Raw genomic sequence first — 20,966 nt, 5'->3', positions numbered from 1 at the left:
GACCGCTCACCAGAAGGCGTCACCGGGTTCACGCCGCTGCACGCGCGTGACCACGCGCTGCCCGAGGCGCTGCCACGCGGCATACCTCCGGGGCCGCAGGACGAGGTCCCACGCGCCCACCCAGTCGGTGACCTCCTTGCTGAACCCGCGCTTGAAGACCCCCAGTCCGTACCGCAGGTCCGAGCGGTCGTCCAGGCGGGAGGAGTGCGGCACGCCGACGAGGTCGTAGGTGCGGGCGCCACGCTCGATCGCCCACCGCATGCCCTCGTGCTGGAGCAGCTGGCTGGCGCCGGGCACCGGCCGCTCGCGCAGGCTGGCCCCCTCCTTGTAGGCGGCGACCGTCCCGAGCGCCGCGACCAGCGCCCAGGCCAGCGGCTCGCCGTCCCTGCGCGCGAGGAACGGCTGCGCCAGGCCGCCGGAGACCATGATGCGCCAGCTCTCGACGAAGTAGTCGTGGCCCCGGACCCCCAGCCCCTGGTCCTCGACCACCGCCGACCAAAGGCGCCACATCAGCTCGAAGGTCTCCTCCGTGCCCGGAGCCCGCTCGACCTGCACGCCCTCGCGGCCGGCGCGGCGGACCATGTTGCGGGTCTTGGACGGATAGGCGCCCAGCAGGTCCTCGGGGGACTCCGGCAGGGCGAACAGCACGGTGGAGGAGTGCGGCTGGACGGGGTCGGTCCGCACCAGGCCCATGGCCCGCAGGCCGGCCAGGGCCCCTTCCTCCTCGCGGATCTCCGGCTCCAGGCGCACGAACATCACCCCCCGGGCGCGGGCGGCCTCGCGCAGGTCGTCCACGACCGGCGCCAGGGACGCGGTCCCGTCCACGCACGGCCCCTTCGGCAGGTACCAGACGGTCCCGAAGCCGGGGGCCGCCTTCTCGTGGATCGTCATGGCCACGCCGTGCGACTCGGCGTAGAGGGGACGCCATCGGGCCATCCGCTTGACCTCGCCCAGCTCGTGGCTCTGGTAGATGTTGCCGCCGTTCGGGGTGGCCGCGATCCGGGCGTTCCAGCCCGCGGCCGGAGGAGAGGTCTCGAACGTGAGGGCCATGGCGCTCACCCTATGCGAGGCCCAAGGGGTGGGCCGGGCTCCCGACACCTAGACTCCGTAGGCGTGATGGGCTCCGCGACACCGGCACCGGCCACGGCACCGCCTCCGTCGTCCGCGGCCTCCGCGGTCCGGGAGCAGCTGGCGCGGCGGTCGGGCACGGACCCGGCCGACTGGTTCCTCGTGGACCGAGACCGGCACGCCGCCCTGGCCGTGCTCCGGGCCGTCTGCGGGCACGCCGGCCCGGGCGAGGTGGTCGTGCAGCCCTTCGCCCCGCTGACCACCGTCACGCCGGTGCTGGGCGCCGGGCACCGGCCCCGCTACGCCGACATCGACCGCGACACCCTCTCGCTGGACCCGGCCACGGTGCCGATGGTGTCCTCCTCCTCCACGCGGGCGGTGGTCGTCCGGCACACGTTCGGGCCGGTGGCCCCGGTCGCCCGGCTGCGCGCGTTCCTGCCGCCCGGGGCGCTCCTGGTGGAGGACAGCGCCCACTGCCCCGGACACCTGGCCCGCACGGCCGACGGTTTGGTGGCCGCCGACATCTCGCTGCACGGGTTCGAGGCCGGCGGGGCCCTTCCGCTCGCGTCGGGAGCCGCCGTGTGGATCTCACCGGCCCTGCGCGAAGGGCCCTGGCACGACGTCCTCGCCGGGGCGCTGGCGGACCTGCCGCAGGCCGGTCGGCGCGACGCGGTCGCCCGGCGGGCGGGCGGTCCCCTGCGCCGCGTGGCGGGCCGCCTGGGGCCCCCCGGCGCACGGGTGCTGTCCGCCGCGGCCGAACGGGGTCTGGTCGAGCTGGACGTCACCGACGCCGAGCGCTCGGGCCGCAGCGTGGGCGAGCCCCACCTCCCCTCCGAGGACGTCCTGCGCAGGATGCGCCGGACCCTGCCCGTGCTGGGCACCACCGGCGAGCACCGGCGGGCCGTCGCCGCGGTCTACCGCCTCGGGCTCAGCGGGGAGCCCGGTGTCGCCGTCCCCCGTCTCCTGGAGGATCCGGCGACCACCCTCGTGCGCTTCCCCCTCCTCGTCCCCTCCACCGAGGTGGCCGAGGCGGTGCTGGCGGCCCTGCGGGGCGAGGGTCTGGACGCCGGTGCCTGGTACCGGCCGACCCTGTGGCCCGGCCCGCGGCGCCGGTCCGACCTGCACTACGACCCGAGCGGGTCCCCGGTGGCCGAGGAGGTCTCCGCCCGCGTGCTCACCCTGCCCACCTCGCCGCTGGTGAGCATCAAGGCCGCGCACCGGACGGTGGAGGTGCTGCGTCCGGTCGTCCGGGAGGGGCGCCACCAGGGGCAGGTACGGTAGCCCCCGTGCCCGTCCTGGATCTCGCCGACCCCGCGGCCGTCGACCGCTACAGCGCCTTCGTGCGCTCCCACCCCCACCGGTCCGTGACCCAGGACCTGCGGTGGGGGATCGTCAAGGACGAGTGGGGCCAGGAGGCCGTCTACGTCGAGGAGGACGGCCGCATCGTCGCCGCGATGACGCTGCTCGTGCGGCGGCTGCCCGGAGGCTTCTCGGTCCTCTACGCCCCCCGCGGGCCGCTCGTCGACTGGAACGACAAGGACCTGGTCCTGCGGATCCTGGCCGAGGCGCAGCCGCTCGTCGAGCGCCACCGGGCGGTGATGACCCGTTTCGACCCCGAGGTCCGGTTCGACGAGGGGCTGGACGCCTGGATGCGGTCGCAGCCCGGCTGGCGGGTCAAGAACGTGGGGGCGGACAAGGACGACATCGTCCAGCCCCGGTTCACGATGGTCGTCCGCCTCCAGGACGAGGACGGACGTCAGCTCTCCGAGGACGAGCTGTTGGCCAAGTACGACGGGAAGACCCGGAACAAGGTGCGCAGCGGGAGGCGCAAGGGGGTGACCACGCGGGAGGCCACGGAGATGGCCGACCTGGTCACCTTCCACGAGATCTACCGCCACATGGCCCAGCGCAACGGGATCACCGCCCGGGAGCTGCCCTACTTCCACCGGATGCGCCGGGCCTTCGAGGACCGGATGCACGTGGTGCTGGCCGAGCACGAGGGCGACGTGCTGGCGGCCTCGGTGACCGTCGACTACTGGGGCAAGCTGTACTACCTCTACGCCGGGTCCAACGACATCCGGCGCAGCACCGGGCCCAACCAGGTGATGAACCACGACATCATGGTGCGGGGACTGGCCACCGGCGCGGAGTCCTACGACATGGGCGGGGTGTTCGAGCTCTCCGAGACCGACGGGCTGTACCTCTTCAAGCGGGGATTCTGCAAGGGTGACGGCGGGGCCACCGAGTACGTCGGCGAGGTGGACGTGGTCCACCGGCCCGCGCTCTACCGCCTGCTCGCCTCGGCGGTGCCGCGCGTGCAGCGTGGCCGCCGCGAGCTCGCCGGCCGGCTGTCGCGGGCCCGCACGGCCCTGGCCGCCCGCAGGGCGCGGCCGCCAGAGGTCGCCGGCGACGGGGGCCGGGCGAGGGTCCTGACGGAGGACCGGACGGCGGATCAGGCGGGGAGCCGGTAGCGGTCCTGCGGCAGCGGTTCCACGAGCCCGTCGGCGACCAGGCCGTCGAGGCAGCGCTCGCGCTGGAGCTCGTCCGGCCACGCCGTCCGCAGCCTGGGCCCCGCCACCGGCCCGTCGCTCTCGCGCAGCACCTGGAGCAGCCGGCCCCGGCACTGCCGGTCGGTGCCCTCCCACGCCTGGCCCCGCCGGGGCGGTCCGTCGTGGGGAGGAGATCCGGCGGCCACCCAGGCGCACCGGTCGAGAAGGGGGCAGCGCGGGCACCGGGGCGACCGGGCCGTGCACACCAGCGCCCCCAGCTCCATGGCCGCCACGCTCCAGGCCGCGGCCGTCGGTGCGTCGGCAGGGAGCAGGTCGACGGCCAGCGCCGTCTCGGCCGCGGTGAGGGCGGGGGCGGGCAGCGCCCTGCCCGTGACCGCACGGGCGTGCACGCGCCGGACGTTGGTGTCGACGACAGCGGTCCGCCGGCCGAAGGCGAAGGCGGCGACGGCCGCCGCCGTGTACGCCCCGACACCGGGCAGGGCGCGCAGCGCGTCCTCCTGCTCGGGCACCCGCCCCCCGTGCCGCTCGACCACCGCCGCGGCCGCGGCGTGCAGCCGCAGCGCCCGGCGTGGGTAGCCCAGCCGGTCCCACGCCCGCACCGCGTCCCCCGGGGCGGCGGTGGCCAGGTCCGCGGGGGTGGGCCAGCGCTCCATCCACCGGTGCCACACGGGCTCGACCCTGGCCACCGGGGTCTGCTGCAGCATGACCTCCGACACGAGGATCCCCCAGGGGGTGCAGCCCGGACGCCGCCACGGCAGGTCCCGGCGGTGCGCGGCGAACCAGTCCAGGGTGCGTTCGTGCAGCCGGTCGACGTCTGTGCCCGGTGGCAGGCCGCCCGCCTGCGGTCCGGCCCCTGCGACGGTGCGGGTGCCGGCCGCAGGGGCGGCACCGAGCTGCTCCGCCTGCCCGGCCCCGGGAGGTGAGCCGGCGGGGGTCAGGAGTAGCGCTCCAGGATCGAGGACTCGGCCAGCCGGGAGAGACCCTCGCGCACGGCGCGGGCCCGTGCCTCGCCGACGCCCTCGACCCGCTGCAGGTCCTCCAGGCCGGCGCTGAGCAGCGCCTGGAAGCTGCCGAAGTGGTCGACGAGGCGTTCGACGATGGCCCCGGGCAGGCGGGGTATGCGGTGCAGGAGGCGGTAGCCGAGGGGGCTGAGGCTGTGGTGGTCCATGCCGTCCCCGATGACGGTGATGCCCATGCAGCGGGCGACCGCGGTCAGGTCGAGCAGCTCTGCGGGGTCGAGCCGGGAGAGGGAGTCCAGCACGTCGGCGGGGTCGCGGATCGCCTCGGCCGCCGCGGCGTAGTCGCGGATCACCAGCTCCCGGTCCCGGCCGATGCCGCCGGTGAGCTCCTCCAGCTGCAGACCCACGAGGCGCCCGTCCACCCCGAGCTCGACGACGTACTGCTCGATCTCGGCGCTGATCCGGCGCACCATCTCCAGCCGCTGCAGGACCGAGGCGACCTCCCGGATGGTGACCAGGTCCTCGATCTCCAGGGCGGAGAGGTTGGCGGTCACCTCGTCGAGCCGGGAGCGGTAGCGCTCCAGGGTCTGCAGGGCCTGGTTGGCCTGCGCCAGGATCTGGGCGCGCGGCTCCAGCACGTGGCGGGTCGACCCGACGTAGAGGGCGATGATCGACATCGACTGGCTGACCGAGATCACCGGCAGCTGGGTCTGCTTGGCCACGCGCTCGGCGGTCCGGTGACGCGTGCCGCTCTCGCGCGTCTCGATCGAGGGGTCGGGCACCAGCTGGGTGGCCGCCCGCAGGACCCGGCTCGCGTCCCGGTTGAGCACGATGGCACCGTCCATCTTGGCCAGCTCGCGCAGGCGGGTGGCCGAGAACTCCACGTCCAGCTCGAACCCGCCGCTGCTGATCGACTCCACCGTCCGGTCGCTGCCGAGCACGATGAGCGCTCCCGTGCTGCCGCGCAGGATCCGCTCCAGACCGTCGTGCAGGTCGGTGCCCGGGGCGACGGCGGCGAGCGTGGCCCGCAGCATCTCCTCGTCGGTGCGTTCAGCCACCGTCCCTCACCTTCCGGCGGGTCTGGCCGGGGGCCCGCCTGTTGATCCCCGGCCCGATCCTATGCGCCGTGGGGCAGGGGCGTCGCGTCCACGCGGGCCCCGCGAGCCGTCAGCCCCCGCGCGCCGACACCGGGACCCGCCCCGGCGGAACCCCCGTGCCGTCGACCGCGCGGGCCGCCCGGTCCACGAGGGCGACGGCCTCGGCGAGCGTGGCGACCTCGTGGACCCGCATGCCGGGGGGCGGGCTGCCCTCGGTGAGCGACCCGGTGGGGACGACCGCCTCGGTGAACCCGATGCGGGCGGCCTCCGCGAGCCGGCGGGGGAGCCCGGTCACCGGCCGCAGGTCACCGGCCAGCCCGACCTCGCCGACGGCGATGGTGCCGACGGGCAGGGGCAGGTCCACGAGCGCGCCCGTCAGCGCGAGCGCCAGCGCCAGGTCCGCCGAGGGTTCGGTGAGCCGTACCCCGCCGACGGTGGCCGCGTAGCAGTCGTGCCGTCCCAGGGGCACCCCCGCCCGCTGACCGAGCACCGCGAGCACCATGGCCAGCCGGGAGGCGTCCAGCCCGCTGGTGGTCCGTCTCGGCGAACCGGCGGCGGCCTCGCTGACGAGGGCCTGGAGCTCGGCGACGAGGGGCCGGCGCCCCTCCAGGGTGACGGTCACGCACGTGCCCGGGACCGGCCGGTCGCGACTGGTGAGGAACAGCCCGCTGGGGTCGGGGAGCCCGACGATCCCCGAGTCGCCCAGGTCGAAGCAGCCGACCTCGTCGGTGGGACCGAACCGGTTCTTCACGGCCCGTACCAGCCGCAGGCGGGAGTGGCGCTCGCCCTCGAACTGGACCACGACGTCGACGAGGTGCTCCAGCACCCGCGGGCCGGCGATGGAACCGTCCTTGGTCACGTGGCCGATGAGGACGGCCGCGATGCTGCGGGCCTTGGCGACCTGGATCAGGGCAGAGGCCACCTCCCGGACCTGGCCCACGTTGCCGGGGGCGCCGTCGACCTCGGCCGAGGCCACCGTCTGCACCGAGTCGACGACGAGGAGCTCGGGGCCGGTCTGCTCGACCTGCCCCAGCACGGTCGCCAGGTCGGTCTCGGCGGCCAGGAAGAGCGTGTCGGCCAGCGCTCCGATCCGCTCGGCCCGCAGCTTGACCTGGGCCGCGGACTCCTCGCCGGAGACGTAGAGCACCCGCCGGCCGTCCCGGGCCGCCCGGGCGGCGACGTCGAGGGCCAGGGTGGACTTGCCGATCCCCGGCTCGCCGGCCATGAGCACCACCGCCCCGGGGACCAGGCCGCCGCCGAGGACCCGGTCGAACTCGCCCACCCCGGTAGGCCGTGCCCGGGCCGTGCGGGCGTCCACGTCGGCGATCGGGCGCGCCGGGCGCGGCGGGGGCTGGGCGGAGGTGCGCACCGCGGCGGGCGCGCCCTGCTCGACCACCGTCCCCCACGCCTGGCACTCCCCGCACCGGCCGACCCACTTCACCGCCGTCCAGCCGCACTCCGTGCACCGGTACGTCGGTCTGCTCCCGCTCCTGCTCGCCACCCGGCCAGGGTAGGGGGCGGCACCGACAGGCCCGGCCGTCCCCGGTCGGTCAGCCGGCCGGCGGTCAGCCGGGGAGGCGTCCGGCGGCCGCCGCGGCGGTGGCCCCGGCGGTGGCCGGGTGCACGAGCAGGGGCAGGCGACGCCGGTCGTGCTCCGTGCACAGCCGGGCCAGGACGTCGTAGGCCGCCGTCCCCAGGAGCTCCTCCAGCTCCGCCCGCAGCGTGAGCCAGACCGGCTCGGCCGCCGTGTGCGCCTCGGGGGAACCGGTGCAGTACCAGTCCAGGTCGTGGCCCCCCGGGCCCCAGGCGCGCCGGTCGAACTCGCCGATCGTGACCTCCAGGTAGGCCTCGCCGTCGGGCAGCTCGACGTCGCGGTAGGAGCGGCGCACGGGGAGCTGCCAGCACACGTCCGGCTTGGTCGTCAGCGGCTCCACCCCTTCCGCCAGGGCCAGCCCGTGCAGGGCGCAGCCCGGTCCGCCGGGAAAGTCCGGCCCGTTGAGGAAGACGCAGGCACCGTCGACCACCCGGGTGGTCGCGGACCCTCCGTCCCGCACGTGCCAGCCCTCCTCGGTGCCGGTCGCGTGCCGCTCCCAGCGCGACGGTCCGAGCCGGTCGACGGCCCTCCCCACCCGCGCGAGGTCGTCGTCGTCGGTGAGGTGGGCGCCCAGGGTGCAGCAGCCGGCGTCCGGCCGGTCGGCCTCGATCCCCGGGCAGCCGCGGCCGAAGATGCAGTTCCAGCGCGAGGTGAGCCAGGTCAGGTCGGCCCGCACCCGCTGGCCCGGCTCGGCCGGGTCCTGGAACTCGGCCCAGGCCCGGGGAGCGTCGAGCGGGGTCTGCGTCACCAGACCAGGGTAGGGGGCAATAATGGCGCTCATGCGCCTCGGAGTCATCGACGTCGGCTCCAACACCGTCCACCTGCTCGTGGTGGACGCGCACCCCGGGGCCCACCCGAGGCCGGACTGGTCCCACAGCGTGCCGCTGCGCCTGGCCGAGCACCTCACGGATGACGGTCTGATCTCCGAGGAGGGCTCCGCGACCCTGTCGCGACTCGTCGTCGACTGCGTGGAGGTCGCCGAGAGCCGCGGCGTCTCGCAGGTCATGGCCTTCGCCACGAGCGCGATCCGCGACGCCGCCAACACCGAGGCCGTGCTGGCCCGGGTGGCGTCCGAGTCCGGGGTGGACCTGCAGGTCCTCGACGGCGGCGACGAGGCCAGGGTGACCTTCCTCGCCGTGCGCCGGTGGTTCGGGTGGTCGGCCGGGCGGCTGCTGATGATCGACGTCGGCGGCGGGTCCCTGGAGCTGGCGGCGGGCCTGGACGAGGAGCCCGACGTCGCCGTCTCGCTCCCGCTGGGCGCCGGCCGGCTCACCCGTGAGCTCGCCGGGGACCCGCCCGGGCCCGAGGGGGTGCGGGCCCTGCGCAAGCGGGTCCGCAGCCGCATCGCGACCGTGCAGCCGCAGCTGGACCGCGTCGGCGCCCCCCAGCTGACGGTCGGCACCAGCAAGACGGTCCGCTCGCTCGCGCGAGTGTGCGGCGCGGCGCCCCGAGGCGACGGCCCCTACGTCCCACGGACCCTCACCCTGGCCGACCTCTCCGAGCTGGTCCCGCGGCTGGCCCGCACCACCGCCGTCGAGCGGGCCCAGCTGCCGGGGGTGTCGGCGGCCAGGGCGCCCCAGCTGCTGGCCGGCGCGCTGGTCGTGGAGTCGGCCATGGAGCTGCTCGGCACCGAGTCCCTCACGGTGTGCCCGTGGGCGCTGCGCGAGGGACTGATCCTTCGATTCCTGGACGGACTGCCCGATGACTGAGACCCCGATCCCCGTCCACCTGTCGACCTCCTCGGTCTACCCGGAGAACGCCGCCTACGCCTTCGACGTGGCCCAGCGGCTGGGGTACGACGGCGTCGAGATCATGGTCTGGACCGACCCCGTGACGCAGGAGGCCGGTGCCCTGCGCTCCCTGGCGGAGCTGCACGAGCTGACGGTCGGAGCGATCCACGCGCCCACCCTGCTGCTCTCGCAGCGGCTCTGGGGCTGGGATCCGTGGGGCAAGATCGAGCGGTCCCTGGACCTGGCGGCCGAGGTCGGGGCAGGGTGCGTGGTGGTCCACCCGCCGTTCCGCTGGCAGCGGGGGTACGCCGAGAGCTTCATCGAGGGGGTGGCCCAGCGGCAGGCCAGCTGGGGCGTGAAGCTGGCCGTGGAGAACATGTTCCCCTGGCGCTCCGGCGTCAACGCCATGCAGGCCTACCTGCCCGGACCGGACCCACGGGACTTTCCCTACGGCGACGTCACCCTGGACATCTCCCACGCCGCCACGTCCGGGATCGACCCGCTGGCGCTCGCCCAGGACCTGGGGGACCGGGTGAGCCACCTGCACCTGGGGGACTCCTTCGGCTCGTTCAAGGACGAGCACCTGGTCCCCGGACGGGGCAGCCAGCGCTGCGGCGACGTGCTCGACCACCTCGTGCGCACCGGTTTCGACGGGGTCGTCAGCCTCGAGGTCAGCACCCGCAAGATGCGCACCGACGTCCGCGAGGAGGCGCTGGCCGAGTCCCTCGCCTACGCCCGCCACCACCTGGGTCAGCACCACCTGCCCGGTGCCCGCCCCCTCCCGGCGTAGCCTGTGCCCATGGACCTCGCCGACCTCAACCCGTCCGCGCTGATGCGCCAGACCCTGCTCGGGATGAGCCGCAACGACCAGCTGCGCTCGGTCATCGAGTCGGCCCCCGTGAGCCGCGACGTCGTCCGTCGCTTCGTCGGCGGCGTGACCGACGAGGAGGTGCTGGGCGTGGCCACCGAGCTGGTGGACACCCGCCGCCTGGTCACCATCGACTACCTCGGCGAGGACACGGTCGACCCTGCCATGGCCGAGCACACCCGGGACTCCTACGTGGCGCTCCTGGAGGTCCTGTCCGAGGCCGGGCTCACGGCGGGCGGCACGGTCGAGGTCAGCCTCAAGCTCAGCGCGCTGGGGCAGGCGCTGGGGCGCGACGGCAACGCCATCGCCCTGGAGAACGCCCGGGTGATCTGCCAGGCCGCCGCCAACGCGGGCACGACGGTGACGCTCGACGCGGAGGACCACACCACCACCGACCTGACCCTGTCGGTGCTGTCCGACCTGCGGCAGGACTGGCCCTGGGTGGGGGCCGTCCTGCAGAGCTACCTGTACCGCACGGAGCAGGACTGCCGGGACCTGGCCACCGAGGGCTCGCGGGTCCGGCTCTGCAAGGGCACCTACAAGGAGCCCGAGACCGTGGCCTACCAGGACAAGGCCGAGGTCGACCGCTCGTTCGTCCGTTGCCTGAAGATCCTCATGGAGGGCGAGGGCTACCCGATGGTCGCCTCGCACGACCCCCGGCTGGTGGAGATCGCCACCGTCCTGGCCGACAAGGCCCAGCGCGAGGTGGACACCTACGAGTTCCAGATGCTGCTCGGCATCCGCCCGGAGGAGCAGCTGCGGCTGGCGGCCACCGGCGCGCGGATGCGGGTCTACGTGCCCTACGGGGAGCAGTGGTACGGGTACCTGATGCGGAGGATGGCCGAGCGCCCGGCCAACCTGGGCTTCTTCCTGCGCGGCCTGGCGACGCGGGGCTGAGGGTGGTGGCGACGGGCACCACGGTCGCGCTGCTCGGGGCGGGCGTCATGGGCAGCACGCTGATCGCGGCGCTCGTGCGCTCCGGGCACGACCCGCAGGACCTGGTCGTGGCCGACCGGTGGGCCGAGCGCGCCGCCCAGGTGGCCGCGGACCACGGGACCCGGACCGCAGCGGCCGACGAGGCGGTCGGTCAGGCCGAGGTCGTGGTCCTCGCGGTCAAGCCCCAGGACATGGCGGCCCTGGTCGAGCAGGTCCACGACGAGGTGCGCCCCGGCACGCTGGTGGTCTCCATCGCGGCCGGGATCACCACCGAGTTCCTCGAGCACCACCTGCCCGCGGGCACCTCGGTGGTCCGGGCCATGCCGAACACCCCGGCCCTCGTGGACCAGGGCATGACCGGGATGAGCCCGGGGAGGCACTGCACGACGGCCCAGCTCGACCAGGCCCGCGTCCTGCTGGAGAGCGTCGGCCGGGTCATCGTGCTCGACGAGTCCCACCAGGACGCCGTCACCGCCATCAGCGGCAGCGGACCCGCCTACATCTTCTACGTCGTCGAGGCCATGATCGAGGCGGGCGTCCTGCTGGGCCTGCCCCGGGACACCACGACCGAGCTCGTCGTCCAGACCCTCTACGGTGCGGCGACCATGATCCGCGAGACCGGGACCCACCCGACCGTGCTGCGCGAGCAGGTCTCCAGCCCCGGCGGGACCAGCGTCGCGGCGCTGCGCGCCCTGGAGGACCACAAGGTGCGGGCGGCCTTCCTCACAGCGATGGAGGCCGCCGCGCGGCGTTCCCACGAGCTGTCCCCACCCCCGTCCTGACCGGCTGGGGCGCGGCCTCCGGACACCGCGCGGCCGGCCGGAGTTCACCGGGCACCCCGGCGCCGCGTTCCGCGCGTGTGACAGAGTAGGGCCATGAACGACATCCACGTGCGCGTCCTCGACAAGGACGAATGGGCCGCCTACCGCGACGTCCGTCTGCGAGCGCTGCGTGAGTCACCCGAGGCCTTCGTGGCCTCCGCCGAGGAGGAGGAGGCGTTCGAGGACCAGTACTGGATGGATCGGATGGAGCGCTCCCGCCGCATCCTCGCCGTCGACGGCGACGAGGTCATCGGCGTGGTGAGCGTGGGCACCGGCCACCGCACCAACATCCCCGGTGCGGGCGAGCTGTTCGGCCTGTGGGTGGAGGCTCCCCGACGGGGCTCCGGCGTGGCCCGCAGGCTCATGGAGAAGGCGGCCACCGTCGGCCGGCAGGTCGGTCTGCGCCAGCTGGTCTACTGGGTGGGCACCGACAACGGCCGGGCCGTGGCCTTCGCCTCCAGCTTCGGCTTCCGTCCCACCGACGACCGCCGGCCCATGCGCATCCGCGGCGTCGACGACGAGGACGCGGAGTCCGAGGAGATGATGATGGTCTACCCCCTGAGCGACACCGGCGGGGTGCCCACCTCGCTGTGACCCGGGGGCCCGCGGCGCCCCTGCCGCGGTGGTCTACCGTGGCCCCATGACCGGGTCGTGGGTGATGTGGGACGAGCGCTACACCGCCTACGACTTCGGCCCGGGGCACCCGATGCACCCCTCCCGTCTCGACCTGACCCACCGGCTCTCCTCCGCCCTGGGCCTGCTGGACCACCCCGACGTGGAGGTCCGTCCGGTCCGTGAGGCGACGGCGGCCGAGCTCCTCAGCGTCCACACGCCCGAGCTCGTCGAGGCGGTGCGCGCCGCCTCGGCCGACCCGGGGTCGGCGACCGGCCGGCACGGCGTGGGCACCGAGGACACCCCTGCCTTTTGGGGCATGCACGAGGCCTCGAGCCTGGCCGTGGGGGGCACGGTCGAGGCCTGCGAGGCCGTCTGGGACGGCCGGGCCGGGCGCGCGGTGAACATCGCCGGGGGCCTGCACCACGCCATGCCGGAGGCCTCGAGCGGATTCTGCGTCTACAACGACATCGCCGTCGGCATCCACCGGCTGCTGGACCTGGGCGCGCGCCGGGTCCTCTACCTCGACCTCGACGTGCACCACGGCGACGGCGTCGAGCGCTGCTTCTGGAACGACGACCGGGTCATGACCCTGTCCGTCCACGAGACCGGCCGGGCCCTGTTCCCGGGCACCGGCTTCCCCGGGGACACCGGCGGGGCGAAGGCCCAGGACACCGCGGTCAACGTGGCCCTGCCGCCCGGCACGGGCGACGAGGGGTGGTTGCGCGCCTACCGGGCGGTGGTCCCGCCGGTGGTGGCCGCCTTCGGACCGGACGTCGTCGTGAGCCAGCACGGTTGCGACGCGCACTTCTCCGACCCTCTGGCCCACCTGACCGTGACCGTGGACGCGATGGCGGTGGCCGCGGGGTGGGTCCGCGAGCTGGCCGAGGAGGCCGCGGGGGGCCGGTGGGTGGCCCTGGGCGGGGGCGGGTACGAGCTCGTCGACGTGGTGCCGCGGGCGTGGACGCACCTGGTGGGGGTGGTGACCGGGCGACCGGTGGACCCCTCGACACCGGTCCCCGAGTCCTGGCGCCAGCACGTGCTCGAGGTCTACGGCCGCGAGGCACCGGCCCTCATGGGCGACCGAGGGGGGCGCCCCATCCGCTACGGTGAGTGGTCCGACGGCTACGACCCCGAGGATCCCGTCGACTCGGCGATCATGGCGACCCGCCGGGCCGTCTTCCCCGGCTGGGGCCTGGACCCCTACTTCGACTGAGCTCGCGCATCACACGCGTGTCATCCGTCCCGTCCCGCGTGTCGCGCTGGACACCGTGGGCCCCGGACTTCCCCTGCACCCACATCTGCCCCTAGGGTGTCTTCGACAGCACACGTGGAGGCGGGCCGGAGGGGAAGCCGCGACCGTTCCCCACGTCTATACCGAAGAGACAGGGATACGTCCTATGGCTGAAGAGCGTCAGCTCGCCGAGATGACGTTCATGACCGTGGCCGAGGTGGCCGCAGTGATGCGCGTGTCGAAGATGACGGTGTACCGACTGGTGCACTCCGGCGAACTCCCCGCCGTGCGGGTGGGACGGTCCTTCCGGGTCCCCGAGAAGGCGGTGCACGACTACCTGCGGGAGTCCTACCACGGCACCGCCTGAGTCCCCGTCGCCGCGAGGGCCGGGCGGAGCGTGCAGACCCTGGGGCCGGACCTCCGTTTTGGGGGTGGCGTCGACGCCGCGATAGGCTGGGGCGGTTCGTCGTGCGGGTGAGCGTGGCAGGAATGCCGCCGGCCGGTGCCGGTGCCGCGTCCCTGACCGGTCGCCCCGCGCGACGCCGAGGCACGACCTGACCATCGAGACGAAGGACGGCCCATGGGCTCTGTGATCAAGAAGCGCCGCAAGCGGATGGCGAAGAAGAAGCACCGCAAGCTGCTGCGCAAGACGCGTCACCAGCGTCGCAACAAGAAGTGATCCCTGGTCACGACCCCCGCGGTCGTGACCTCGGGACCGACGACGGCGCCGCCCCCGGGTGGCGCCGTCGTGCTGTGCCGAGAGGAGCAGGTATGCCGTGGGGGCGCACCCGGGTCCCGCGTGTGGAGGTGGTCTCCCGCGAGGGCTGCCACCTCTGCGAGGAGATGGTCGCGCTGGTGCGGCGGGTGGCCGGGGCGGACGTCCCCGTCCAGGTGCGCGACCTGGACGCCGACGACGTCCCGGCTGAGCTGCGGGAGCGGTGGTCCACCCTCGTGCCGGTCCTGCTGGTGGACGGCGCCGAGGTGGCCCGGTGGCGGGTCGACGAGCGCACCCTCCGGTCGGCCCTCCGGGTGCCGGGGCGGGTCCCGTCGGTCCGCGTTTTGGTCCAGCGGTGGCGACGACCCTAGAGTGAGGGGGTCCTCGTCGAGCGCCGGCGTGGGTCTGATATAAGGCCCCGGCTCGACGTCAGCTGATCCGAGAGGAGCCGGTCCGCCCATGATGGCCGAGTCCACCCGACGTGGGGTTCCGGAGGCCACCGTCGGGCGACTGCCCGGTTACCTGCGGGCGCTCACCGCCCTCGCCGAGGAGGGACGGGTCTCGGCCTCCAGCGAGGAGCTCGCCGGTCGCAGCGGGGTGCGGTCGGCGCAGGTGCGCAAGGACCTCTCCAGCCTCGGCTCCTACGGCGTGCGTGGCGTGGGCTACGACGTGACCCGCCTCTCCGACCAGATCGCGGCCGAGCTCGGCCTGAGCCGCACCCGGCCCGTCGTCATCGTGGGGATGGGCAACCTCGGCCGGGCGCTGGCGTCCTACGGTGGACTGACCACGCGGGGCTTCCACGTGGCGGCGCTCGTGGACACCGACCCCGCCGTGCTCGGGCTCCGGGTCGACGGACTCGTCGTCACCACCATGGCCGACCTGGACGAGGACTCGACCCGGGCCGGTGTCGGGGTGATCGCCACCCCCGCGGCCGCCGCCCAGGGCGTGGCCGACGAGCTGGTCGGGCGAGGGGTGCGCTCGATCCTCAACTTCGCCCCGGTGGTCCTGCGGGTGCCCGCCACGGTCCACGTGCGCGCGGTGGACCTGGCCACCGAGCTGGCGATCCTGGCCTTCCACGAGCACCAGCAGGCGCTGGCCCACGCGGACGGCGAGGCGGCAGGATGAGCGTCCTCGTCGTCGGCCTCTCGCACCGCACGGCGCCCATGGAGCTGCTCGAGCGGGCGGCGGTGGGGGTCGACGGGGCCCGTGACCTCGCCGCGCGGGTGAGCTCCGGCGAGCACGTGGAGGAGACCCTCGTGCTCGCCACCTGCAACCGGCTCGAGGTCGTCGTCGAGGCCGGGACCTTCCACGGGGCGCTCACCGAGGTCGGTGAGCGCCTGTGCGACCTGACCGGGATCCCCCGGGAGGAGCTCAACCCCCATCTCTACGTCCACTACGACGAACGCGCGGTCAGCCATCTCTTCGCGGTCGCCTGCGGCCTGGACTCGATGGCGGTCGGGGAGAGCCAGATCCTGGGCCAGCTGCGGGAGGCGCTGGCCCTGGCCCAGCAGGACGGACGGCTGGGCCCGGTCCTCAACCCGCTCGTGCAGCAGGCGCTGCGGGTCGGCAAGCGCGCCCACACCGAGACCGCCATCGACGAGGTGTCGCGCTCCCTGGTCGGCGTCGGGCTGGACCTGGCCGGGTCGGTCCTGCCCGACCTGACCGCGGCCCGCGCCGTCGTCGTCGGTGCCGGAGCCATGTCCGGTCTCGCCGTGGCCACCCTGGCCCGCGCGGGGGTGCGCGACCTGACCGTGGTCAACCGCACGGCCGAGCGGGCCGCGCGCCTGGCCGACGAGCACGGGGCGGGGACCGGTGACTGGGTCGACGTCGTCGGCCTGGCCGCCGGCGCCGACCTCGTGGTGACCTGCACGGGAGCGGTCGGCCACGTGCTCGAGGGCGCCACCCTCGGTCCGGCCCGGGAACGGGCCGGCCGGGGCTCGGCCCCCACGGTGGTGCTGGACCTGGCCCTGCCGCGGGACGTCGACCCGGCCGTCGCCGCGCTGCCGGGTCTGCACCTGTGGGGTCTGGCCGACCTCCAGGAGGCCATGGTCGCCGAGACCGCCGAGACCGCCGAGACCGTCGGGAGCGCCGGCAGCGCCACGACCGCCGGGAGCGTCGAGACCGCCGGCAGCGCCGCGACCGCCGCGTCGCCGTCCCGGGCGGGGAGCGTCGCTCGGAACGACGATCCGGCCGGTCCGCCGCCCGGAGGCCCCCGCCGCGGCGCCGACGGCCAGGACGTCGTGGAGGAGGTGCGCGACCTGGTCACCGCCGAGGTGGCGGCCTACCTGACCGAACGACGGGCCGCCCGGCTCGGCCCGACCCTGGCGGCCCTGCGCGCCCGGGCCGCCAGGGTCGTGGACCAGGAGATGGTGCGCCTGGACCAGCGGGTCCCCCACCTGGCCGACCACGAGCGGGTCGAGGTCCGGCGCACCGTGGAACGGGTCGTCGACAAGCTTCTGCACACGCCGTCGGTGCGGGTCAAGCAGCTGCAGCACGACGGCGAGCCGGCCGACTACGGCCAGGCGCTGCGCGAGCTGTTCGACCTCGACCCGGCCGAGCCGGCCGCGGTGCGCACCGCTCCTCCGGAGGTGGCCAGCGCTCCGCTGGGCATGCTCGCGACCGCCGTCCGTCCGGCCGCGGGGCCGGTCGCGGAGGGAGGCGCCGGCGCATGACCTCCCCCGGACCGGGCACCGACGCCCCGACCCGCCCGCTGCGCCTGGGCACCCGGGCCAGCGCCCTGGCCACGAGCCAGTCGGGCTGGGTGGCCGACCGGGTGCGGGCCGCGGGTGCGCCCGTCGAGCTGGTGCACGTGCGCACCGAGGGCGACGTCTCACGGGCCAGCCTGCGCCAGATCGGCGGGACCGGAGTCTTCGCGTCCGCCCTGCGGGAGGCTCTGCGCGAGAACAGGATCGACCTGGCCGTCCACTCGCTGAAGGACCTGCCCACCGCGCCCGAAGAGGGTCTGGTCGTGGCCGCCGTCCCCGAGCGGGAGGACCCGCGCGACGCCCTGGTGGCGCGCGACGGGCTCTCCCTGGAGGACCTGCCAGCCGGCGCCTCCGTGGGGACCGGGTCCCCGCGGCGGGCCGCCCAGCTGGCGCTGGTGCGCCCGGACCTGGACGTGCGCGACATCCGCGGCAACGTGGGGACCCGGATCGACCTCGTCCGCAGCGGCGAGCTCGACGCCGTCGTGCTGGCCTGCGCCGGCCTCTCCCGGCTGGGCCGCCTCGACGAGGCGACCGACCGGCTGGACCCCGAGGTCATGCTCCCCGCCGCGGGGCAGGGCGCCCTCGCGGTGGAGTGCCGCGAGGACGACGCGCACCTCGTGGCCTTCCTCCGCGACGTCCTCGAGGACGCGCCCACCCGGGCCGCCGTCACCGCCGAACGGGCGGTCCTGTCCCGCCTCGAGGCCGGCTGCACCGCGCCGGTCGGCGCCCTCGCCCGGGCCGACGCCGACGGCGTGCTGGCCCTCACCGCCTTCGTGGCACTGCGGGAGGACCCGCAGCGCCACGCAGAGACCGGGTCCGACCCGGTCGCCCTCGGCCACGCGGTGGCCGACCGCCTGTTGTCCCGTCCCGACCCCCTGGTCGTCGGCAGCGAGGACGCTGCCGCCACGGGGTCCCTCCTCCCGGAGCGTGAGAAGTGAGCACCGACGCCGCCCCGATCGACACCGCCGCCGAGACGCGACCAGCCGCCTGCGGCCGGGTCGCCTTCGTCGGTGCCGGACCGGGAGACCCCGGTCTGCTCACCGTGCGGGCCCGCGACTACCTGGCCGCCGCCGACGTCGTGGTCCTGGACACGGGTCGGCAGGCGGAGCAGCTGGCCGCCTGGACCCGGGACGACGTGGAGCTCGTCGTCGCCGACGGCGAGGACGGCCCGGCGGCCACCGAGGGGGCCCGGTGCGCGCTGCTCGTGCGCACGGCCAGCGCCTTCGACGGCCCCTCCCACCTGGTCGTCCGCCTCATGGACGGGGACCCCAGCGCCTTCAGCGGGCTGGCGGCCGAGGCGCTCGCCTGCCGGGACGCCGGCGTGCCGTTCGAGATCGTCCCCGGGGTGAGCACCGCCTGGTCGGTGCCCGCCTACGCCGGGGTGCCGCTGACCACCCACGAGGGCAGCGGCGAGCTGCACATGATCACCGCCGGCGAGCCCGGCGTCGACTGGTCGCTGTCCGCGCGGGACGACATCACCGTCGTCGTGCTCGGGTCCGGAGACCCGCTGCGCGAGGCCCTGCAGGGTCTGCTCGACGCCGGTCGTCCGCAGGACAGCCCGGTGGCCCTCACCGAGCACGGCACGACGACCACCCAGCACACCAAGGTCACCACCCTCGTCGAGGCCGTCGAGGCCCTGGAGAAGGGCTGCCCGGACTGTCCCGACGCCTCGGTCGCGGTCGTCGGGCACCAGGTCGAGCTGCGCGCCGAGCTGTCGTGGTACGAGACCAAGCCGCTGTTCGGCTGGTCGATCCTCGTGCCGCGCACCAAGGAGCAGTCGCTGTCGATGACCGAACGGATCGCCGCCTACGGAGCCACGTCCGCGGTGGTGCCGACGATCAGCGTGGAGCCGCCGCGCACCCCCCAGCAGATGGACCGCGCGGTCAAGGGTCTGGTGACCGGCCGCTACGAGTGGATCGGGTTCACCTCCGTCAACGCGGTCAGGGCGGTGCGGGAGAAGTTCGAGGCGCTGGGCCTGGACGCCCGCGCCTTCGCCGGGCTCAAGATCGCCGCCGTGGGCGGGGTCACCGCAGCCGCCCTGCGCGAGTGGGGGCTGGAGCCGGACCTGGTGCCCGAGGAGGAGCAGTCGGCGGTCGGCCTGCTCGAGGTGTGGCCGCCCTACGACGACGTGCTGGACCCGATCAACCGGGTGTTCCTGCCCCGTGCGGACATCGCCACCGAGACCCTCGTGGCGGGGTTGCAGGAGGCCGGCTGGGAGGTGGACGACGTCACCGCCTACCGGACCGTGCGGGCCGCGCCGCCGCCCGCCCCCGTGCGGGAGTCGATCAAGGGGGGAGCCTTCGACGCGGTCTGCTTCACCTCCTCCTCCACCGTGCGCAACCTCGTGGGCATCGCCGGCAAGCCGCACCCCAGCACCGTGGTGGCGTGCATCGGCCCGGCCACGGCGCGGACGGCGGAGGAGCACGGGCTGCGCGTCGACGTCGTGGCGCCGGAGCCCAGCGCGACCGTGCTCGTCGACGCCCTCGCCCAGCACGCCCGGGAGACGGCCGCCCGGGCCCGGGCGGAGGGTCAGCCGGTGCTGCGCCCCAGCCAGCGTCGCACCGCCGGGCGCCGTTCCCGGTCCCGCCGGTGACCTCGCCGGCCCGGCGGAGCGGTCCATCGCGGCCGTATGAACGCCCCCGTCGCCTGCGGACGACCCCGGCGGTGCGCCGCCTCGTGGCCGAGACCCGGGTCCACCCGGCCGACCTGGTCCTGCCGGTCTTCGTCCGCGACGACCTCGACGCGCCCCGTCCCGTGAGCTCCATGCCCGGGGTCGTCCAGCACACGCCGGACAGCCTCCTGCGGGCGGCGGAGGAGGCGGTGGGCGCGGGCGTGGGCGGGATCATGGTGTTCGGCGTCCCGGCCGAGGAGGTCAAGGACGCCACCGGGTCCTGCGGCACCGACCCCGACGGCGTCCTCAACCGTGCCCTGCGGTCCCTGCGCTCGGCGCTGGGGGACCGCACGGTGCTCATGAGCGACCTGTGCCTGGACGAGTTCACCGACCACGGCCACTGCGGTGTCCTGGACGCCCGGGGTCGGGTCGACAACGACGCCACCCTGGAGCGCTACGCCGACATGGCCGTCCAGCAGGCCCGCGCCGGGGCGCACGTGGTGGCGCCCAGCGGGATGATGGACGGCCAGGTCCGCGTCGTGCGGGAGGCCCTGGACGCCGCCGGCCACGAGGACGTCGCCGTGCTGGCCTACACCGCCAAGTACGCCTCGGCCGCCTACGGGCCGTTCCGCGAGGCCGTCGGCTCCAGCCTGCGCGGCGACCGGGCCACCTACCAGCAGGACCCGCCCAACCGCACCGAGAGCCTGCGCGAGCTGCGTCTGGACCTCGCCGAGGGGGCGGACATGGTCATGGTCAAGCCGGCCCTGCCCTACCTGGACGTGCTGAGCGACGTCGCGGCCACCGCGGACGTGCCCGTGGCCGCCTACCAGGTGAGCGGGGAGTATGCCATGATCGAGGCCGCGGCGGCCCGGGGCTGGATCGACCGCGACCGGATGGTGCTGGAGACGCTCACCTCGATCCGCAGGGCGGGGGCCTCCCTGGTCCTGACCTACCATGCGGTGGACGCGGCCCGACTGCTGCAGGGGGCAGACCATGGGAGAGACGACTGAGGGTGCCGTCGAGGTGCGCTGGCTCGACGAGGAGGAGCAGCACGCCTGGCGGGCGATCCTGAGAGCCACCCATCTGGTGTCGCTGGCGATGGAGGAGGCCCTGGCCCCGCACGGGGTGAGCCTGGGGGAGTACGAGCTGCTCTCGATGGTCGCCGAGTCACCCGGGCGCCGGATGCGGATGGCCGAGCTCGCCGACCTCGTCGTGCAGTCCCGCAGCAGGGTCAGCCACACCGCGTCGCGGCTCGAACGGCGCGGCTGGGTGCGGCGGCTGCCCTCCCCGGACGACCGCCGCGGCGTGGTCCTCACCCTCACCGACGAGGGGTATGCAGCGGTGCAGCAGCTGGCGCGCGTGCACGTGGACAGCGTGCGCCGGGCGTTCCTGGACCACCTCGACCGTGACCACCTGCTGGCGCACGGCGAGCAGATGCGACGCGTCGTGCGCGCCAACCGCGCGCACGAGCACCAGGCGGGGGACGCCGTCTGACCCGTGGCAGGC

The 20,966-nt window shown here is 74.9% G+C and carries 22 protein-coding genes; 17 read left to right on the top strand and 5 right to left on the bottom strand.

Translation table 11 applies throughout. The features are described from left to right. Window positions 1-6: 6 nt before the first annotated feature. Window positions 7-1,050: a lipid II:glycine glycyltransferase FemX gene (locus ACWHYA_RS02760; protein ID WP_425939122.1), complete on the bottom strand. Its 1,044-nt coding sequence runs from the start codon at window positions 1,048-1,050 to the stop codon at window positions 7-9. Window positions 1,051-1,116: 66 nt separating this feature from the next. Between ACWHYA_RS02760 and ACWHYA_RS02755 the strand changes: the two genes are divergently transcribed. Together ACWHYA_RS02755 and ACWHYA_RS02750 are read left to right on the top strand one after the other, a co-directional pair. Continuing rightward, on the top strand, window positions 1,117-2,349 hold the full coding sequence (locus ACWHYA_RS02755; RefSeq protein WP_425940009.1) for a DegT/DnrJ/EryC1/StrS family aminotransferase: 1,233 nt from the start codon (window positions 1,117-1,119) through the stop codon (window positions 2,347-2,349). Between the two features lie 5 nt (window positions 2,350-2,354). Continuing rightward, the gene (locus ACWHYA_RS02750; protein WP_425939124.1) at window positions 2,355-3,539 is read left to right on the top strand and encodes a lipid II:glycine glycyltransferase FemX; all 1,185 of its coding nucleotides are present in this window, start codon (window positions 2,355-2,357) and stop codon (window positions 3,537-3,539) included. Here ACWHYA_RS02750 and ACWHYA_RS02745 read toward each other — a convergent pair. From ACWHYA_RS02745 to ACWHYA_RS02730, 4 genes are all read right to left on the bottom strand, one after another. After that, a complete protein-coding gene (locus ACWHYA_RS02745) occupies window positions 3,521-4,282 on the bottom strand; it encodes an A/G-specific adenine glycosylase (protein ID WP_425939126.1) in 762 nt (253 codons plus the stop codon). The two genes, ACWHYA_RS02750 and ACWHYA_RS02745, sit on opposite strands and share 19 nt — an antisense overlap. A 230-nt stretch (window positions 4,283-4,512) precedes the next feature. Then, window positions 4,513-5,571 (bottom strand): DNA integrity scanning diadenylate cyclase DisA, encoded by a 1,059-nt coding sequence (gene disA, locus ACWHYA_RS02740; RefSeq protein WP_425940010.1) that lies wholly within the window; start codon window positions 5,569-5,571, stop codon window positions 4,513-4,515. A gap of 133 nt (window positions 5,572-5,704) precedes the next feature. Continuing rightward, window positions 5,705-7,135 (bottom strand): DNA repair protein RadA, encoded by a 1,431-nt coding sequence (radA, locus tag ACWHYA_RS02735; RefSeq protein ID WP_425939127.1) that lies wholly within the window; start codon window positions 7,133-7,135, stop codon window positions 5,705-5,707. Between the two features lie 64 nt (window positions 7,136-7,199). Further along, window positions 7,200-7,976 carry a hypothetical protein gene (locus ACWHYA_RS02730; RefSeq protein ID WP_425939129.1) on the bottom strand — a complete coding sequence of 259 codons (777 nt, stop codon included), beginning with the start codon at window positions 7,974-7,976 and terminating at the stop codon, window positions 7,200-7,202. Window positions 7,977-8,007: 31 nt separating this feature from the next. On the opposite strand from ACWHYA_RS02730, the gene ACWHYA_RS02725 reads away from it, so the two are divergent. The 15 genes from ACWHYA_RS02725 to ACWHYA_RS02655 all read left to right on the top strand — a co-directional run bounded on the left by ACWHYA_RS02725 (window position 8,008) and on the right by ACWHYA_RS02655 (window position 20,954). Then, entirely contained in the window at window positions 8,008-8,937 is a 930-nt protein-coding gene (locus ACWHYA_RS02725; protein WP_425940012.1) for a Ppx/GppA phosphatase family protein, read from the top strand. Next, a complete protein-coding gene (locus tag ACWHYA_RS02720; protein ID WP_425939130.1) occupies window positions 8,930-9,748 on the top strand; it encodes a sugar phosphate isomerase/epimerase family protein in 819 nt (272 codons plus the stop codon). Before ACWHYA_RS02725 ends, ACWHYA_RS02720 begins: the two co-directional genes overlap by 8 nt. A 9-nt stretch (window positions 9,749-9,757) precedes the next feature. Further along, window positions 9,758-10,723 (top strand): proline dehydrogenase family protein, encoded by a 966-nt coding sequence (locus tag ACWHYA_RS02715; protein WP_425939132.1) that lies wholly within the window; start codon window positions 9,758-9,760, stop codon window positions 10,721-10,723. Window positions 10,724-10,728: 5 nt separating this feature from the next. Continuing rightward, window positions 10,729-11,544 (top strand): pyrroline-5-carboxylate reductase, encoded by an 816-nt coding sequence (gene proC / locus ACWHYA_RS02710; protein ID WP_425939133.1) that lies wholly within the window; start codon window positions 10,729-10,731, stop codon window positions 11,542-11,544. 93 nt (window positions 11,545-11,637) lie between these two features. Further along, window positions 11,638-12,177 carry a GNAT family N-acetyltransferase gene (locus ACWHYA_RS02705; RefSeq protein WP_425939135.1) on the top strand — a complete coding sequence of 180 codons (540 nt, stop codon included), beginning with the start codon at window positions 11,638-11,640 and terminating at the stop codon, window positions 12,175-12,177. A 46-nt stretch (window positions 12,178-12,223) separates the two neighbouring features. Continuing rightward, on the top strand, window positions 12,224-13,411 hold the full coding sequence (locus ACWHYA_RS02700) for an acetoin utilization protein AcuC (RefSeq protein ID WP_425939137.1): 1,188 nt from the start codon (window positions 12,224-12,226) through the stop codon (window positions 13,409-13,411). Window positions 13,412-13,595: 184 nt separating this feature from the next. Then, a complete protein-coding gene (locus ACWHYA_RS02695; protein ID WP_425939139.1) occupies window positions 13,596-13,796 on the top strand; it encodes a helix-turn-helix domain-containing protein in 201 nt (66 codons plus the stop codon). 213 nt (window positions 13,797-14,009) lie between these two features. Next, window positions 14,010-14,108 (top strand): 30S ribosomal protein bS22, encoded by a 99-nt coding sequence (locus ACWHYA_RS02690; protein ID WP_003792170.1) that lies wholly within the window; start codon window positions 14,010-14,012, stop codon window positions 14,106-14,108. Between the two features lie 92 nt (window positions 14,109-14,200). Further along, window positions 14,201-14,515, top strand: coding sequence for a glutaredoxin family protein (locus ACWHYA_RS02685; RefSeq protein ID WP_425939142.1), 315 nt, complete (start codon window positions 14,201-14,203; stop codon window positions 14,513-14,515). Window positions 14,516-14,606: 91 nt separating this feature from the next. Further along, the gene (locus ACWHYA_RS02680; RefSeq protein WP_425940014.1) at window positions 14,607-15,269 is read left to right on the top strand and encodes a redox-sensing transcriptional repressor Rex; all 663 of its coding nucleotides are present in this window, start codon (window positions 14,607-14,609) and stop codon (window positions 15,267-15,269) included. After that, complete coding sequence (gene hemA, locus ACWHYA_RS02675; RefSeq protein ID WP_425939144.1) at window positions 15,266-16,816, top strand: glutamyl-tRNA reductase; 1,551 nt, start codon at window positions 15,266-15,268, stop codon at window positions 16,814-16,816. Before ACWHYA_RS02680 ends, hemA begins: the two co-directional genes overlap by 4 nt. Next, window positions 16,813-17,787: a hydroxymethylbilane synthase gene (gene hemC / locus ACWHYA_RS02670; RefSeq protein ID WP_425939146.1), complete on the top strand. Its 975-nt coding sequence runs from the start codon at window positions 16,813-16,815 to the stop codon at window positions 17,785-17,787. The genes hemA and hemC overlap by 4 nt, the downstream gene beginning before the upstream one ends. Further along, entirely contained in the window at window positions 17,784-19,442 is a 1,659-nt protein-coding gene (locus ACWHYA_RS02665) for a bifunctional uroporphyrinogen-III C-methyltransferase/uroporphyrinogen-III synthase (RefSeq protein ID WP_425939148.1), read from the top strand. Before hemC ends, ACWHYA_RS02665 begins: the two co-directional genes overlap by 4 nt. After that, entirely contained in the window at window positions 19,439-20,470 is a 1,032-nt protein-coding gene (hemB, locus tag ACWHYA_RS02660; RefSeq protein WP_425939150.1) for a porphobilinogen synthase, read from the top strand. Before ACWHYA_RS02665 ends, hemB begins: the two co-directional genes overlap by 4 nt. After that, on the top strand, window positions 20,454-20,954 hold the full coding sequence (locus ACWHYA_RS02655) for a MarR family winged helix-turn-helix transcriptional regulator (RefSeq protein WP_425939152.1): 501 nt from the start codon (window positions 20,454-20,456) through the stop codon (window positions 20,952-20,954). The genes hemB and ACWHYA_RS02655 overlap by 17 nt, the downstream gene beginning before the upstream one ends. Window positions 20,955-20,966 lie beyond the last annotated feature (12 nt).

It is taken from the genome of Ornithinimicrobium carbonis, from assembly GCF_977012275.1.
This window is presented reverse-complemented; position numbering and strand designations above follow the sequence as displayed.